Below are 15,241 nucleotides of genomic sequence, written 5' to 3'. Positions count from 1 at the left end.
CTTCATGTGGCAAGAACTGGGTAAACGTGGGCCGCTCGGCTGTTCACGCCCCAAGGTAGTGCACCCGCACACGGGCCGCCGGTGGAGGGGCGAATTCGTGGTGACCCAGTGACGCGAGCGAGGGGAGGAAGTGGGCCGGGTGGGTGAAGGAGGGCGCTCGGGTCGGTGTGCCGTGTCTTCCGACCGGGAGGGAAGGGCTCATGCTCTTGTCTATTTAGCGGCTTTTCTCCCTATTTTCCGGGATGGCTCATGCGCATCAGTTCGAACGTCGCCGCTCCGCCCGCCGTGCCCGTCGCCGTCTCGGCCGCCGCGTCGGCCCTCACCCCCCTCGCCGTGCTGGCGGGCCTGTTCACGCTGGCCCAACTCCTGCTCGTGCCGCCGTGGATGGGGCTCGGCTGGGACGAGTCGGTGTATGTCAGTCAGGTCAGCCCGCATGCGCCGGCGGCCTTCTTCAGCGCGCCGCGGGCCCGAGGTGTGCCGCTGCTGGTCGCGCCGGTCGCCGTGTGGTCGTCGTCCACCGTGGTGCTGCGGGTCTATCTGGCGGTGCTGTCCGGGGTGGGGCTGTACCTCGCGCTGCGCGCCTGGCGGGGGCTGTTCCCGGTGCGTGTACTGGTGCTCGGGGGCGCGCTGTTCGCGTCGCTGTGGATGACCCTCTTCTACGGCCCGCAGGCCATGCCCAACTACTGGGTCGCGGTCGGCGCGCTCGTCGTCGTGGGGTGCTTCCTGCGCGCGCGGGACGGCTCCGCCGACCGGACGGCATTGTGGGGAGCCGCCGCCGGTACCGCCCTGATGGCGTGGATGCGGCCCACCGACACGGTGTGGGTGACCCTGCCGCTGTTCGCGCTGCTGGTGGGCGTACGGGGGTGGCGGCGGCCGCGGCTGCTGGTGGCGATGGCGGCCGGGCTCGGCACCGGGGCGGGGGCGTGGGTCCTGGAGGCGTACGCCCAGTACGGCGGTCTGGCGCGGCGGCTGGCCGAGGCGTCCCGGGTTCAGGGCGGGCTGGGCTGGAACTTCGCCGTCGACGACCAGCTGCGCGGTCTGGTGGGGCGTACGTTGTGCCGTCCGTGCACCGGTGATCTGCCGCACGTGGCGGTCATGGCGTGGTGGTTCGTGCTGCCGGTGCTGGCCGCGCTCGGGCTGGCCGTCGCACTCAGAGCCGGGCGCGGGACGCCCACCGCGGTGCTGCTGGTCTGCGCGGCGACGGCCGCCGTTCCGTACCTCTTCCTCATCGGATACGCCGCGCCACGGTTCCTGCTTCCCGCGTACGCCCTCCTCGCGCTCCCCGTCGCCGACGCGTTGCTCGGCCTTGTCACGGGGCCGGGCGGGGCCTGGCGGCCGGTCGTCGGGGCGGTGGTGGTGCTCGGGCTCGTGGGGCATCTGGCGGTGCAGTACGCGGTGCTGGCGCGCGTCGTCGAGCGCACCACCGCGTTCCATCGCGACTGGGAGCGCACCGCCGCCGAACTGCGGCGGCTGGGGGTGCGACCGCCCTGCCTGCTGACCGGCGACTACGCCATCCCCATCGCGTACTACGCCGGCTGCGCCTCCGCCCACACCCACGGCAACAACGCCAACACCACCCGGGAGGACATCCTGCGGACCGCCGAACACATCCCGGTCGCCGCCCTCGTCGCCCCCGGCGGCGGCCCACCCGGCTTCGCCCGGGACTGGCCCGCCCACCGGGCGGCCGGGTTCCGGCTGCATGTGGCGCCGGTCGTGGCTCGGTGAGCGCGAGGCGCCGGCGTCGACGCGCCCTGGGCTCAGGAGGTGTCGGTGATGAACCCGTCCCTGACCTTGTCGAAGACGGGCCGGTAGGTGTCCCAGTCGGCCTCCGGGGCCGAGAGGTAGATGTCGTACTCCCGTTCGCCTGCCCGGCCGTAGCCGAGGTCGATGGCGCGGTAGGTGCGGGCCCGTCCTTGGAAGGTGAAATCCCAGATGGCCGCGGGCTGTCCCCGGAAGGTGGTCTTCTGCATGCGCAGCTTCCGGTACGTGGAGTAGTTGAGCTTGGTGTTCGCCTCGATGTCCTTGAAGTGGGCCATGGGGTGCGAGCCGGCGGGGTCCACGATGCCGATCGTGATGCCGACCCGTTTCGTCTCGTCGGTGTAGGTGACCTGCTCGGCCGTCCGCGTGTCGCGCGTCCAGCCGTCCGGGACGGGGAAGGAGACGCCGAGGCTCCGCTCCGTGACCAGGTGGTAGCCGGCGGGGACGGGGGAGGGCGAGTAGGCCGGGGTGGCCGCGCCGCTTTTCCGCGAGGAATCACCGTCGGGGTTCGACGTGTAGAGCACCGCTCCGACGACGGTGGCGGCCACGGTCACGGCGAGGGCCGGCGGAACGAGGACGCGACGGCGACGCTTTCCCCGGGCACGGCGGGAGGGGCGGTCCGCCGCTGGGGCGGTGCGGCCGCGGTTGCCACCTTCTCCGCCCGTTCCGCTGCCGGTGTCCCCGTTCGCTCCCGGCTCCCGGGCCGCGTTCCCGCCGGTCTTCGACCCGTTGGTCTCCCACCCGCCGGCCGCGCCCCCGGTGGCCGACGTCGGCAGCGCCGCCGTCGCCGCTCCGGAGACCACGGCGCGCAGTGCCCGTTCCGTCTGCTCGGTGGTGGGGCGGTCGGCGGGGTCCTTGGTGAGGAGGGCCTCGACGAGGGGTTCCAGGGCGCCGCCCCGCTTCATGGGCTCCAGGGGGTCCACCGCGATGGCGTACGCGGCCTCCATCGCGGTGAGACGCCGGAACGGCGGACGGCCCTCCACCGCCTGGTACAGCGTGGCGCCCAGGGCCCACAGATCCGAGGCGGGGCCGGGCTTCTGGCCGCGGATCCGCTCCGGGGCCATGTAGTGGATGGAGCCGACCATCTCGCCGGTCTTGGTGAGCGTCGACGCGTCGGCGGTCATCGCGATGCCGAAGTCGGTGAGGACGACGCGGCCCTCGGCACCGAGCAGTACGTTGCCGGGCTTGACGTCCCGGTGCAGTACGCCGGCGGTGTGCGCGGCGCGCAGCGCGGCGATCATGCCCAGGCCGATACGGGCCGCCTCCTCGGGCGAGAGGGTCCGGCCGTCCGTGAGGCGATCGGCGAGGGTGGGCGCCGGGACGTACTCCATGACGATGCAGGGCCGGCCGCCCCCGGTGCCGTCGGCGCCCTCCACGTGATCGTCGTCCACCACGTCATGGACGACGACCACATTGGGATGCGCGATCCGGGCCGCGCTGCGCGCCTCGCGGCGGGTGCGCTCGTACAGGGTGGCGAGGTCCTCGGGGGACAGGTGCGGCTGTACGTGCAGCTGCTTCAGCGCGACCTGGCGGTCGAGGACCTCGTCCTCCGCCCGCCACACCGTGCCCATGCCGCCGCGGCCTATCTGCTCCGTGAGCCGGTAGCGCCCGGCGACGAGCCGCCCTACGTCCGACACCACGTGCCCTCCGCCAGCCCTGCATACGTTCGATTCGCCTCGTCACAATAACCGGCCCGGGTCGCAGGCCGTCGGGCGGATCATGCCTGCCGGGCCCCTCGGCCCGGTACGGGGCAGGCGGTGAGCAGTCGGCGGCCGCGTTGAACAGCCGATCGGACTGGTAAGTGAGCAGTGCGCGGAGCCACGGTGTGCGGGTCGGTGAAACCCAACCGGTGACATCCGCCGATGAACCTACTGCCATGGCCCAACCGCGTCGCTGGGGGAGAAAGAGTCATGACGGTCGTCCTCGTCCATGGTGTGCCCGAGACCGCGAGGGTCTGGGACAGGCTGCGTGAGAACCTCGACCGGGACAGCGTCGCGCTGAGCCTCCCGGGGTTCGGGGCTCCGGTGCCGCCCGGGTTCGGCGGCGGGAAGGACGACCACGTCGCCTGGCTCGTGGAGCGGCTGCGTTCCGTGCCCGGCCCGGTCGACCTCGTCGGCCACGACTGGGGCGCGCTGCTCACCTACCGGGTGGCCACCGTGTTCGACGTGCCGCTGCGCAGCTGGGCCGCGGATGTCGCCGACATCCTCGACGAGTCCTACGTCTGGCACGACCTGGCCGGCTGTGGCAGTCGCCCGGCGACGGTGAGTCCTTCATGACCGAGACCGACGCCTGGGACCGGGCGGCCGCCCTGTATCCGCAGCTCGCCGACTGGCTCGGGGGAGAAGCGCTCGCCGGGGTGAGTGTCATCGGCGGCACGGGCACCCGGCGGCACGGGCACCCGGCGGCGTGGCCTCCAGCGGGAAGCAGGGCGTACTCCTCCGCGACCAGCTGCGCGGGACGGGCACGGACGACCCGGTGAAGCTCGTGCTCGCTCACGACCAGGCCACCGAGGAGACCCTCGTGCCGCTGTGGGAGGCCAGCAACGCCTGGGACCGGCACCGGCTCGCCGAGATCGAGGAGGAGAAGCAGGGCCGGACGTACACCACCGACGACGAGAACTGGCATCTGCGCAACACACTGGACGCCGTCCGGCTGCGCGCCCCCCAGGTGCTCCGCGCCGTGGGCGACGTCGCCTCCGTGCCGCGCACCGCCGACGAGGCCCTCATCCGGACCGGCCTGGACGAGGCCCTCATCCGGACCGGCCTGGTGGAACGCGTCGTACGACTCGGCGCCGGCGTCCCGCTCTACACCGGGCCGGGCCCGACCCGGGCCGAACTGCTCGCGGCGGCGGGCGTGCCGGAGGAACAGCCGCAGGCGGGGGAGTAGCCGGAGCCGAAGGCGGGGGGTGCCGGTCAACCCGGCGGTTCGGCGCCGCCTGCGACCGTACCCTTCAGCTCCCGCTGCCACAGCAGCTCGCACATGCGCTCGATGCCGGTGGTGAGGTGGCGGCGGTAGGTGCTGAAGGGGAGGCCGAGGCGTTGGGCGGTGGCCTCCTGGGTGGGGGCGCCCTTGAAGTAGGAGACGACGACGGCGCGGTGCCGCTTGTCGCCGCCGCGCTCGTCGAGGAGCGCGCGGGCGGCCCCTTCGAGCACGTCGGCCAGCCCCTGGCCGCTCTCGACGACCAGCCGGCTGCGGCTCAGCGGGTTCCGCGCGAGTCGGTCGGGGCGCCGTACCGCGCGCAGCGCCTCGCGGACCGCGGTGTCGAACTCGGGGCGGGACAGCACGGCCAGGGTGGACAGGTCGGTGCGGCCCGGCCGCGGTGTGTCGGGGTCGCAGGCGCCGGTGAGCAGCGCGGTGCTCTTGGCCTGCAGCCACTGGTCGGCCGGTCCCACCCGCCAGTCGCGGCCGAACAGCGCGTAGGCGTGGTCACCGACCCGCGGGCCGGCCCCGATGGCCGGCATCCCGTTGTGCCGCAGGTGGTCGTCCCAGAAGCCGTCGTCGCGCATCACCAGGTAGGACCAGGCCAGCAGCGGGTCGCGGATCCACTCCCCGACGGCCCGCCACTGCATGATCGTCATCGGTGCCGAAGGGCGCTGGTACGCCTCGGGATGTACGGCGAAACGGGCCGGCCCCAGGTACTCCTCGCGCCGCAGCGGTCCGTGCGAGCGGGCGTGCTCCCAGGCCGTGGCGACGACGGGATCGACGTCGGTGCCCTCCGGCCCGGTCAGCCGGAGCCACGCGGCGCAGGCGACGACCTCGCCGGTCCGGGTGGAGCGGTGCAGCGAGAACGCCTCGGGCTGCCGGTCGAGCCAGAACGCGGCGATCTCCGCCGACCGGTCACCCTCGGCCTCCCGGATCAGCTCCAGCACCCGCTCCCGTTCGGCCGTCACGTACGGCTGCTCCCGTACCAGGCCCGCCTCGCGCCAGTCGAAGAAGTGGGCCATGCGTCCGTCGGTCCGGTAGAGACTGGTGAGTTCCGCGGTGGCCTGGAGCATGGCCTGTTCCGGCGCCGAGGAGACCCGTTCGAGCAGATGGTCGCGCATCTCCTGGTGCATGGCGGCGAACCCTTCCGGGTCCCGCCAGCGGAGGTCCGCCTCCAGCGCCGCACGGACCGCGTCGTGCGGGAAGAGCCCGGCGGCGGTCGACTCGATGAAGGGCTGGCGGCGCAGCCAGGAGAACAGTTCGGGGGCGTCGTCGCCCTGCATGGCGCGCAGCAGCGACTCCGAGGTGACGTTCGCGTGGGCGCAGATCTCCAGGGCCCGGCGGTGCAGGGGGCTCGGGGTGTCCCCGACGAGCTGCGGCAGCAGGGTCGCGATGACGTCCTGGCTGGGCTTCCAGCCCGGGGCGGCCGCCTCGTCCCGTACCGCCACGGCGGCGGCGAGGGCGAGGGCCAGCGGGTTGCCTCCGGTGAAGGACAGCAGGGCCTTGTGGGCGCTGCCGGGCACGCTGCGGGCCCGCAGGAACGCGGCGGCGTCGTGGGGGTCCAGATTGCGCAGCGCGGTGACCCGCAGCAGATCGGCCCAGCCCGGGTCGGCGGGCCACAGGGGGTCGGGGGCGGTCCGGCCCGCTATGACAACGATGCCACCGACCGGCAGGGCGGGCAGGAACCGCTCCCGCAGCCAGCCCTCCAGCCCCTGACAGTGCTCGAAGGTGTCCACGAGCAGCACGGTCCCCGGCTCGTCCGCGGCCCGGCCCGCCGACCGCGCGAACTCCTCCGGCGTCGGCGTGATCGTCCGGCCGTCCACCTCGACGACCGTACGGCCGCCCGTACGGGCCTCGTGTGCGAAGCGGCGCAGCAGCATGGACTTGCCGATGCCGCCAGGACCGTGCAGACAGTGCACGACCCCGCCCACCGGGTCCCGGGCCAACGCCGCCCGGAACAGGGCGAGTTCCTCCTGCCGGCCCACGAACGCCTGATCCCGGCCGACGGCCAGGACCTGTCCGATCACCGGTCCCCGGCCGCCGCCCCAGCCGCCTTCGCGCTGTCCGTCCTCGATCACTTCACGCCGTTCATGCCGCTCACGCCGTTCGCTACGAACACTCATCCGAACCTCCGTTGGGCTGTGCCCCTCCAGATGGTCCGGTTACGCGCGTGGGTTCACCTCGTCCCGCGTCATTTCTGCCCGCCCCGACGGCGCAACCGCCTTCCGCGGTAGGGGAGATGGCCCGCGACGAGTCCGGGCAGGCCGGATCGCGATCCGCCCGGCGCTCGGTGGCGTCGATGTAGTCGTGGAGGGCCCGGCGGGAGTGCGTCAGCGTGTCGATGCGTTCGTCCAGCTCGCCCAGCCGGGCCCGCAGGACGTCCAGCAGTTCGGGGCAGCCCTCCAACTCGGGGGCCGTGCCGGTCGCACACGGCAGGGTGAAGGCGATCTCCTGTGTGGAGAGCCCGGCTTCGAGCAGCTTTCTTATCTGCGTCACCGTGAGGACGGCGTCGTCGGTGTACTCGTGGTAGCCGCCGGCGCTGCGAGCGGGCCGCAGCAGCCCCTGTGCCTCGTAGTACCGCAGCAGATGCGCGGCGACCGAGGTCCGCCGGCTCAACTCCCCGATCAGCATGGCCACTCCTCGACCTTCGGACCGATGTGAAGGCCGATGATTTTCGCATGGCCGCGTGTGAGGGCACGATCAACTGGCGGCGTCCGACTCGGCGGTGGTCATGAAGTCCAGCATCCGGCGGTTCATCTCACGGGCGTGGTCCATCCACGGGGCGTGGCCCGTGGAGGTGAAGATCTCGGCCCGGGCGCCCGGTACCAGACGCGGCACACGCTCCAACTGCCGCTGGGCGTGCACGAGGAGGCTGCGCTTGCCGAGCGCCAGGTAGAGCGGGGTGCGCAGGGTGGACAGCTCGTCGTCGGTCAGGGGCAGCGGGGCCGGGCGGCGGACGCGATACGCGCGGACGGCCGTTCTGATCATCGTGCGCAGCTCCGGCACGACGAGGACCGGCTGTTCCAGCCAGGCGGCCAGCCGCGGGCGCATCGACTTGGGGGCGTAGGTCGCGAAGAGGCTCGCGAAGATCCACACGAAGAAGCGCAGCCCCACCTTCTCCAGTCCGCCGGGGTCGAGCAGGGTGACCGAGGCGAGGCGGCCGGGGGCGCGGTGCGCCTGGTTCAGGGCGAGCCAGCCGCCGTAGGAGGCGCCGACGAGATGGACACGGTCGAGCCCGAGCCCGTCGAGTGTCTCCTCCAGCCATCGGGCGGCGTCCTCGGGCCGGTGGAGCGGGGCGCGGTGGACGCTGCGCCCGGGGTCGCCGGGGGTGTCGAGGGCGTAGACGGGCCGTTCGGCGCTGAGGTCGGGGGTGTTCGGGTACCACATGGCGGAACAGGAGCCCGCTCCGTGGACCAGCACGATGGGGGTCCGGGACCGGGCCGCAGGGGAGGCCGGGCCGTAGCGGTAGACATGCGTGGTCCCGAACGAGGTGTCCACGTCCTGTTCCGCCAGGGCGGTCGCGCCCAGCGCGTAGACCGCGTCACAGGCCGCGAAGTGATCGTCGCGCAAGGCATCGCTCGCATAGCGGCCTACATCGGCAGGGGTGCGGGTAACGGTCGTGGACACGAACACCTCCGGGCTCTCGTTTTCGTGATACGAACGTACCATGATGTTGGTACGGCTGTACCATCAAAAATCGGCGTCACGGACTACGAGAGCGGAGAACGGGCCGATGCCCCGACGGGTGGATCACACACAACGGCGTACCGAGATCGCCGAGGCGCTCGTCAGGGTCGCCGGGCGGCGGGGGCTGCATGCGGTGGGGATGCGCGAGGTGGCGGCGGAGGCGGGCGTTTCGCTGCGGCTCGTGCAGTACTACTTCGAGACCAAGGAGAAGCTGCTGCTCTTCGTGCTGGAGCAGCTGACCGAGAGGTTCGGGGAGCGGGTCTCCGAGCGCCTGCGGGCGGCCGGGGACGCCAGTGGCAGCGGCCCCGACCCCGGCCCCGGCGGCGGCCCCGGCGGCGGCAGCGGCGGTGGCCCGGGCGGTGGCACCGGCGGCCGCACCGGTCCGCGTGCGACGGTCGAGGCGCTGCTTCTGGCGGCCCTGCCGACCGATGACGAGAGCCGCACCTTCCACCACCTCTACACCTCGTACGCCGTCCTCGCCGTGACCGATCCCTCGCTCGCGGCCCAGCCCTTCATCAAGCGGCCCGACGCCGCCGAGGAGGCCCTGGCCGGACTTCTCCGGCAGGCGCGGGACGCGGATCTGCTGCGGCCGGGCGCGGATCCCCGGCTGGACGCGATCGGCCTGCTCGCCATGTCGGCGGGGCTCGGTACGAGCGTTCTGGTCGGCCAGCGCAGCCAGGAGTCCGCCGTGGCGGCGCTGGACCACTGCCTGAACCGCGTCTTCCGGACCTGACGGGGGCGGCGGGAAGCGGCGAGGGCTGCGGGGGCTGCGGGGGGTGGTCCATGGAGGCCGCGTCGCGGGCCGCGCGGTGGGGCGTGCGCGGCTGTTCGGCGTACCGTCGTGACTGTGGACCCCACCGCTGACGGTCTTGTGTCCCGCGTCGCGCGTGAGCTCGCTTCGAGAGCGGACGAGCTGGTCGCCGAGGTGGTGCGGAGCCTGCGGCGCGAGATGCCGGAGCTGTGGGAGCACCCGGACGCCATGGCCACGGAGCACGTCACCGAGCACGTGATCACCGTACTGTCCGGCCTCGAACACGGTGTCGATCCGGACGGCATGGAGATTCCGGCCTCCGAACTGGCGGGCGCCCGCCGACTGGCCCGGCACGGCATCCCCGTCAGCTCGGTGCTGCGGGCCTTCCGGCTCGGCGAGAGCGTCATCCTCGACCGGCTGCTCGAAGAGATGCCCCGGTGCACCGACGACGCGGAGCTGATCAGCGAGGCCGCGCGCGGCCTGATCGCGGCGGCGACCGGGTACGTGGAGCGCAGCTTCGAGCAGGGAGCCGTGGCGTACGAGGAGGAACGGGACCGCCGGCTGCGGTGGCGGCTGTCGATGGTGAACGAGGCGAGCATGCGCATCGGCACCACCCTGGACGTGGCCCGCACCACCCAGGAGCTGGCCGACTTCGCCACCGAGCACTTCGCCGACCTCGCCACCGTCGATCTGCTGGACTCCGCGCTCGCCGGTCACGACCCCCCGCCGGACGACCCGCCCGTACCGCTCGTACTGCGCCGGGCCGCCCAGCGGTCGGTCGTCGAACCCGACCCGGCCGCCACGTCCGCAGCGCGGCAGCCGCACACCTTTCCGGCCGGATCACCGCCGGCCCGCGCCCTCGCCACGGGGCAGCCGTGCCGGCACCGCCCCGCCGACGCCAACCCGGTCCACTCCGCGCTGGTGGTGCCGCTGCGGGCCCGGGGCGCCACGCTGGGCGTCGCGCAGTTCAGCCGGCACCGTGATCCGGACGCGTTCGACGACGAGGATCTGCTCCTCGCCCAGGAGATCGCGGCGCGGGCGGCGGTGGCCGTCGACAACGCCCGCCGCTACACCCACGCCCGCGCCACCGCCCTCACCCTGCAACGCAGCCTGCTCCCGCGCCGTACGCCGCGCCAGTCCGCCGTCGACGTCGCCTTCCGCTATCTGCCGGCCGACGCCCACGGCGGGGTGGGCGGTGACTGGTACGACGTCATTCCGCTCTCCGGAGCCCGGGTCGCCCTCGTCGTCGGCGACGTCGTCGGACACGGCATCCACGCCGCCGCCACGATGGGCCGCCTGCGAACCGCCGTACGCACCCTCGCCGACATCGACCTGCCGCCGGACGAGCTCCTCACGCACCTGGACGACGTCGTGATCCGCCTGGCCGCCGAGTCGGTGGAGTCGTGGGAGGCGCCTGAGCTGCCGGAAGCCGAAGTGTCTGACGTGCCCGACCTGCCCGACCTGCCTGAAGCGGGCGATGCCGCCGATGCCGCCGCGAGCGCCGGAGACCTGGGCGCCACCTGTCTCTATGCCGTGTACGACCCCGTCTCGCGTCGTTGCACGCTGGCTCGGGCGGGGCATGTGCCGCCTGCCCTGGTGGCGCGGGACGGAGCCATCGAGATTCTCGATCTGCCGCCGGGTCCGCCGCTCGGCCTGGGCGGGCTGCCGTTCGAGGCGGCGGAGTTCGAGCTGCCCGAGGGGAGCCTGCTCGCGCTCTACACCGACGGCCTGATCGAGGCGCGGGACCACGACATCGGGGCGGGCCTCGGCAGACTCCGCGACGTGCTCGCCCGGCCCGCCCCCTCCCTGGAGGCCACCTGCGACGCCGTACTCGAAGCGCTGCTGCCCGCCAGACCGCCCGACGACGTCGCGCTGCTCCTGGCCCGGACGCGGGCCCTCGGCGCGGGCCAGGTCGTGACCTGGGACCTGGCGGCCGAACCCGCGGCCGTCGCCCGGGCGAGGGCGAACGTGTCGCGGCAGCTGGGCGAATGGGACCTGGAGGAGCTGGAGTTCACCGCCGAGCTGGTCGTCAGCGAACTGGTCACCAACGCCATCCGCTACGGCCGGCCGCCCATCCGGTTGCGCCTCATCCACGACCGCGCCCTCATGTGCGAGGTGTCCGACACCAGCGCCACCACCCCGCATCTGCGCCGGGCCCGGGTCTTCGACGAGGGCGGCCGCGGGCTCCTCCTCGTCGCCCAGCTCGCCGAGCACTGGGGAACCCGCCGGGCCCGGCAGGGCAAGACGGTCTGGGCCGAACTGAACGACTCCGCCGCCCACTTGGAGAGCTGAGCGCTCCCGGGGCCACCGTCCTTCTGCAGCCCTCACCTCACCTGTGCACCACGGTTGCCGCGTCCGGGCTGTGGACGGGAGCCCCGCGTCGGTAGAGCAGGAAGCTGATGGCCAGGCCCGCGACGAAGAAGGCGGCGGACCACCCGTAGGCGGTGGAGTGGGCCTCCAGGCCGGAGTGGGCGAGGACGGCGGGGTTTCGTCCCTCCCGTCTCCGGAATGCTGGACGTGCCCCTCGCCCGCCGGCTCGGCAGGCCCTGGCCCGCCTCACCGGAACAGATCACGGCGACGGCCGAGTCCCTGGCGGCGCCGGGGCTGAACGGGCCGCTGGGGCGGGCCCCGCCGCCGTCTCCTGACGGGGCCGGCGCCTGCACCCCTGGACGGAGTACCTGGTAGCTGGGTAGGTGAGTCGGGCGAGCTTCTTCGTCGACGCCATGGTGCCGGTGCCCTCGACGGGCTCCCCGCTCAACGGGCCCCGAGACTAGGCCGGTTGTCCCGGAACGGTGTCCAGGAGCCGGCGGGCCAGGTCCCGTGCGGGGGCTGCGGTCTCTTCGGCGACCTGCCGGAAGGTCTCCTCGGCGGCGCGGGCCGGCCAGGCCGGGGGAAGGTGGCGGGCGGGGAGCCGGGGGTCGGTGCGGATGGTCCAGAGCCATTCGCTGACCAGCCGCAGCCGGGTGCCGATGGGGTCGTCCCCGGAGCCGGCGCCCAGCTGGGCGGTCCAGCGCTTGTCGAAGGTGACGTAGCGGGCGGCGATGCTCTCCAGGTCCCAGGTGTCGCGGATCATCAGCTCGATGTCGGTGGCCACGTCGGCCTGGGCGTGGAAGACCTTGACGTGGTCGGTGAGCCCTAGTTCCGCGACGACGCCGGTGATGTCGACGTTTCCGGGGGCGATCCACAGTCCGCTGTACAGGGCGCCGAAGCCCGACCAGTTGAGCCGGGAGCGCAGATCGTGACGCTGCCGCTTCCAGGAGTCGGGGAGGGAGAAGCCGAGGAGGGTCCAGGTGCCGTCCCAGTCGTCGTTCACGGCGCCCTGTTTCCAGATGCGGGTGCGGCCGTCCCACAGGACGCGCGTCGCCTGCGGGGTGAGACCGAAGTACATCCGGCGGCCCTCGCGCCGGCGCCGCAGCAGGCCCCGGTTGACCATGCGGGTCAGCGTGGAGCGCACGGCCTGTTCGCCGACCCCGACGCGGCCGAGTACGTCGATGATGCTGCCCGAGTAGACACACACGTCACGGTCGTCCTCCTCCAGCACGTGATTGCCGAAGAACGCGAGCATGAGCGACTGCGGGCGCGGCTGCGGGCCGTCCGAAGCGTCGTTGTCCGGGGTGTCCAGGATGTCGTGGTCCGCCACAGGGGCAAGAGTACGGCGAGAGCCCAAGGGCGCAGGTAGGGGGTGGTCGCCGCCCTCGTCCCCGCTCCCTCGTCGCACGCGCCGACGCGCGCCCGTCGGCGTCCGATGTCACGCTGAAAGCCCGGAACCTGCGAAAGGGAATCCCTGTGATCACCACTGATCTCACCCCCGGCTCCCCCTGCTGGCTCGACCTGGGCGCCCCCGACGTCGGTGCCGCGGCGTCCTTCTACGGCGCGGTGCTCGGCTGGGAGTACGAGGCCATGGGCGAGGGCGAGGGGGAGGGCGCGGAAGGCGACCAAGAAGGTGAGGGCGGGGCGTTCCGGAAGGACGGCAAGATCGTCGCCGGGCTCGGCCGGCTCACCGAGGAGGGTGCGCGTTCGGCCTGGATGATCTACTACAGCGTCACCGACGCGGACGCCACGACCCGGGCCGTGGAGAGCGCGGGCGGCACTGTGCGGGTGGCGCCGAGGGATCTGGGCGACTGGGGGCGGATGGCGCAGTACAGCGACCCGCTCGGCGGCCAGTTCGCCGCCTGGCAGCCGGGGAAGAACAAGGGCTTCGAGGTGGCGGACGCGCCGGGCTCGCTGTCCTGGACCGAGCTGTACACGACCGACGCCGCGGCCGCGAAGAAGTTCTACGGCGGTGTCTTCGGCTGGCAGTTCGCCGACATGGCGCTGCCGGGCGGCGGGGGCGCGTACAGCCTCATCACGCCCGCCGGACTCGGCGAGGAGCGTATGCAGGGCGGGCTCATGGAGCTCCGCGAGCAGGACCTCGCCCTGGCGAACGGGCGGCCCTACTGGCACCCGGTCTTCGCCGTCACCGACTGCGACGCCGCGGTCGCCAAGGTCACCGAGAACGGCGGCAGCGTGCAGATGGGGCCGGAGGACGCGGAAGGTGTGGGCCGGCTGGCCGTCTGCCTCGACCCGTCGAACGCGGACTTCGTACTCCTCACCCCGGCCCAGAGCTGACCCGTCTGCCCGGCGGCGCGTGCTCGTCGCGGGGGCCGCGCTCGGTGTCACCGCCACCGCCACGGCCGGGGCGGGCGCGTGGTGGCGGTGGGGCAGCCCCGATGCGTCCCCGAACACCGGGTCCGCCCCCCGTTCCGGGCGCGTGATCGTGCTGCTCGGCAGCCCGGACGCCCCCTCCACGCGCCCCAGGAGCGCGCGGCGCCCGCCTCGCCGAGTAGCACAACCACGACTCCGCCGCACCGTCGACCTCGTGTTGCTGCGCACCGCCGACGACCACGGCACTGCGGCGGGCTCCGCAGAGGCGGCCGCCCGGCCGGCCGCCGACCCGGACGTGTCGTGGTGATCGGCGGCCCTGCCCCCGGTGCGCGGAGGCCCGGCTGACCCCGCTGGTCACCCGGCGCCGACACCCAGGACCTCAACGCCGTCAACACCACCACCGTGCTCGTGCTGCGCTCCACGCGGACGGACCGATCTCGTCGGCACTCCCGAGCGGCAGCACGGCGAACGCGCCACCGAGCCGGCGGACGTAACGGGCACCCGCCGACCGCCGACCGCCGACCGCCGACCGCCGACCGCCGACCGACGTCGAGCTGACCGCCGACCGACGTCGAGCTGACCGCCGACCGACGTCGAGCTGAACGCCGCAGACGAGCACCACCGCCCACAACAAGGCCGTGCGCCGCCGGCGCCTCCCGGCACTCCGGTCGGGTGGCGGGCCACGCCGGCGCCGACCCCCTTGGGGTAGCGGCGGCTGTCGAGCCGGTGTGGCCCGTTCGGCGCTCCGGTCGGGTGGCGGGCCACGCCGACCGCCGACCGCCGGCGCCCGCGAGGGCCGGTGCCGGTCCCGGCAGGCGTGTCACCGTGCCGCGCTCGGCCGACCGCGGAAAGTGCCTGTCGCCGGAGCCGCGCGGCGCGGCGCGGTGATCGCGTCTGCCGATGCCTCCTGCCGGGCCACGTACGCGGTGATCGTCCGCCGTACCGCCACGAGGCGGTGATCGTCCGCCGTACCGCCACGAGGCGGTGATCGTCCGTCGTACCCCACGAGGCGGGGGCCGTCCGTCGTACCCCACGAGGCGGGGGCCGTCCGTCGTACCCCACGAGGCGGGGCCGCCCGTCGTACCCCACGAGGCGGGGGCCGTCCGTCGTACCCCACGAGGCGGGGCCGCCCGTCGTGGCCGAGCGCTGAGGTCCGTCGAGCCCCCGGCAGGGACCCCGCGTCAAAGGTGCGTCAAGGGTGTGTCGCTCGCCGTAAGGGAGCCGTCAACGCCGCTCGCATCCGGCGGGAAAGGCGCTTTCCTCGATTCATCCGTACGTCTTTCGAATCTCATCCAGGAGCTCACGATGGCCGATGTGGCCTTCGTCGTCGTCACGATCGCGGTGTTCGCGGTGGTGGCTCTCGTCGCCAAGGGGGTGACGCGGCTGTGACCGCCGAGAATGTCGTCGGCCTTGTCGTGGCCGTGGCCCTGCTGGGCTGTCTCGTCCTCGCCCTGATCTTCCCGGAGAGGTTCTGAGAGC

At 73.3% G+C, this 15,241-nt stretch carries 15 protein-coding genes and 1 pseudogene; 11 read left to right on the top strand and 5 right to left on the bottom strand.

The annotated features are described in order from the left end of the window. The first annotated feature begins 249 nt into the window (after positions 1-249). Positions 250-1,725, top strand: coding sequence for a hypothetical protein (locus I8N67_RS07195; protein ID WP_200301744.1), 1,476 nt, complete (start codon positions 250-252; stop codon positions 1,723-1,725). A gap of 32 nt (positions 1,726-1,757) precedes the next feature. On the opposite strand, the gene I8N67_RS07190 is transcribed toward I8N67_RS07195, so the two are convergent. After that, positions 1,758-3,398, bottom strand: a complete 1,641-nt coding sequence (locus I8N67_RS07190) for a serine/threonine-protein kinase (RefSeq protein WP_200301743.1) — start codon at positions 3,396-3,398, stop codon at positions 1,758-1,760. 270 nt (positions 3,399-3,668) lie between these two features. Between I8N67_RS07190 and I8N67_RS07185 the strand changes: the two genes are divergently transcribed. Genes I8N67_RS07185 through I8N67_RS07175 form a run of 3 tightly spaced genes read left to right on the top strand, consistent with a single transcriptional unit; the run spans position 3,669 to position 4,644 of the window. Next, positions 3,669-4,034: an alpha/beta fold hydrolase gene (locus I8N67_RS07185; protein WP_200301742.1), complete on the top strand. Its 366-nt coding sequence runs from the start codon at positions 3,669-3,671 to the stop codon at positions 4,032-4,034. Then, positions 4,031-4,237 carry a hypothetical protein gene (locus I8N67_RS07180; RefSeq protein ID WP_200301741.1) on the top strand — a complete coding sequence of 69 codons (207 nt, stop codon included), beginning with the start codon at positions 4,031-4,033 and terminating at the stop codon, positions 4,235-4,237. The genes I8N67_RS07185 and I8N67_RS07180 overlap by 4 nt, the downstream gene beginning before the upstream one ends. Continuing rightward, positions 4,234-4,644 carry a hypothetical protein gene (locus I8N67_RS07175; protein ID WP_200301740.1) on the top strand — a complete coding sequence of 137 codons (411 nt, stop codon included), beginning with the start codon at positions 4,234-4,236 and terminating at the stop codon, positions 4,642-4,644. The genes I8N67_RS07180 and I8N67_RS07175 overlap by 4 nt, the downstream gene beginning before the upstream one ends. 26 nt (positions 4,645-4,670) lie before the next feature. Here the strand turns inward: I8N67_RS07175 and I8N67_RS07170 are convergent, their stop codons facing one another. The 3 genes and pseudogenes from I8N67_RS07170 to I8N67_RS07160 form a co-directional block, all read right to left on the bottom strand. After that, a complete protein-coding gene (locus tag I8N67_RS07170) occupies positions 4,671-6,803 on the bottom strand; it encodes an ATP-binding protein (protein ID WP_200301739.1) in 2,133 nt (710 codons plus the stop codon). A 148-nt stretch (positions 6,804-6,951) separates the two neighbouring features. Further along, positions 6,952-7,311: pseudogene (locus I8N67_RS07165) on the bottom strand (MerR family transcriptional regulator); the annotation flags it as partial. 69 nt (positions 7,312-7,380) lie between these two features. Then, a complete protein-coding gene (locus I8N67_RS07160; protein ID WP_200301737.1) occupies positions 7,381-8,349 on the bottom strand; it encodes an alpha/beta fold hydrolase in 969 nt (322 codons plus the stop codon). Positions 8,350-8,413: 64 nt separating this feature from the next. Between I8N67_RS07160 and I8N67_RS07155 the strand changes: the two genes are divergently transcribed. From I8N67_RS07155 to I8N67_RS42370, 3 genes are all read left to right on the top strand, one after another. After that, a complete protein-coding gene (locus I8N67_RS07155; RefSeq protein WP_200301736.1) occupies positions 8,414-9,100 on the top strand; it encodes a TetR/AcrR family transcriptional regulator in 687 nt (228 codons plus the stop codon). Positions 9,101-9,214: 114 nt separating this feature from the next. Then, entirely contained in the window at positions 9,215-11,410 is a 2,196-nt protein-coding gene (locus I8N67_RS07150) for a SpoIIE family protein phosphatase (RefSeq protein ID WP_200301735.1), read from the top strand. 216 nt (positions 11,411-11,626) lie between these two features. After that, positions 11,627-11,803 (top strand): hypothetical protein, encoded by a 177-nt coding sequence (locus tag I8N67_RS42370; RefSeq protein WP_234045253.1) that lies wholly within the window; start codon positions 11,627-11,629, stop codon positions 11,801-11,803. A gap of 85 nt (positions 11,804-11,888) precedes the next feature. On the opposite strand, the gene I8N67_RS07140 is transcribed toward I8N67_RS42370, so the two are convergent. Continuing rightward, a complete protein-coding gene (locus I8N67_RS07140) occupies positions 11,889-12,758 on the bottom strand; it encodes a PaaX family transcriptional regulator (protein WP_307835170.1) in 870 nt (289 codons plus the stop codon). A gap of 146 nt (positions 12,759-12,904) precedes the next feature. Between I8N67_RS07140 and I8N67_RS07135 the strand changes: the two genes are divergently transcribed. The 4 genes from I8N67_RS07135 to kdpF all read left to right on the top strand — a co-directional run bounded on the left by I8N67_RS07135 (position 12,905) and on the right by kdpF (position 15,237). Further along, entirely contained in the window at positions 12,905-13,726 is an 822-nt protein-coding gene (locus tag I8N67_RS07135) for a VOC family protein (RefSeq protein WP_200301734.1), read from the top strand. Positions 13,727-13,745: 19 nt separating this feature from the next. Beyond that, positions 13,746-14,069 (top strand): hypothetical protein, encoded by a 324-nt coding sequence (locus I8N67_RS07130; protein WP_200301733.1) that lies wholly within the window; start codon positions 13,746-13,748, stop codon positions 14,067-14,069. A gap of 893 nt (positions 14,070-14,962) precedes the next feature. After that, positions 14,963-15,151 carry a hypothetical protein gene (locus I8N67_RS07125; protein WP_200301851.1) on the top strand — a complete coding sequence of 63 codons (189 nt, stop codon included), beginning with the start codon at positions 14,963-14,965 and terminating at the stop codon, positions 15,149-15,151. Further along, positions 15,148-15,237: a K(+)-transporting ATPase subunit F gene (kdpF, locus tag I8N67_RS07120; RefSeq protein ID WP_189422075.1), complete on the top strand. Its 90-nt coding sequence runs from the start codon at positions 15,148-15,150 to the stop codon at positions 15,235-15,237. Before I8N67_RS07125 ends, kdpF begins: the two co-directional genes overlap by 4 nt. Positions 15,238-15,241: the final 4 nt, after the last annotated feature.

Origin of the sequence: Streptomyces adelaidensis (genome assembly GCF_016598475.1) — a bacterium.
Classification (GTDB): domain Bacteria; phylum Actinomycetota; class Actinomycetes; order Streptomycetales; family Streptomycetaceae; genus Streptomyces; species Streptomyces adelaidensis.
Note: the sequence above shows the minus strand (reverse complement) of the source record. Positions and strands in the feature narration are given on the sequence as shown.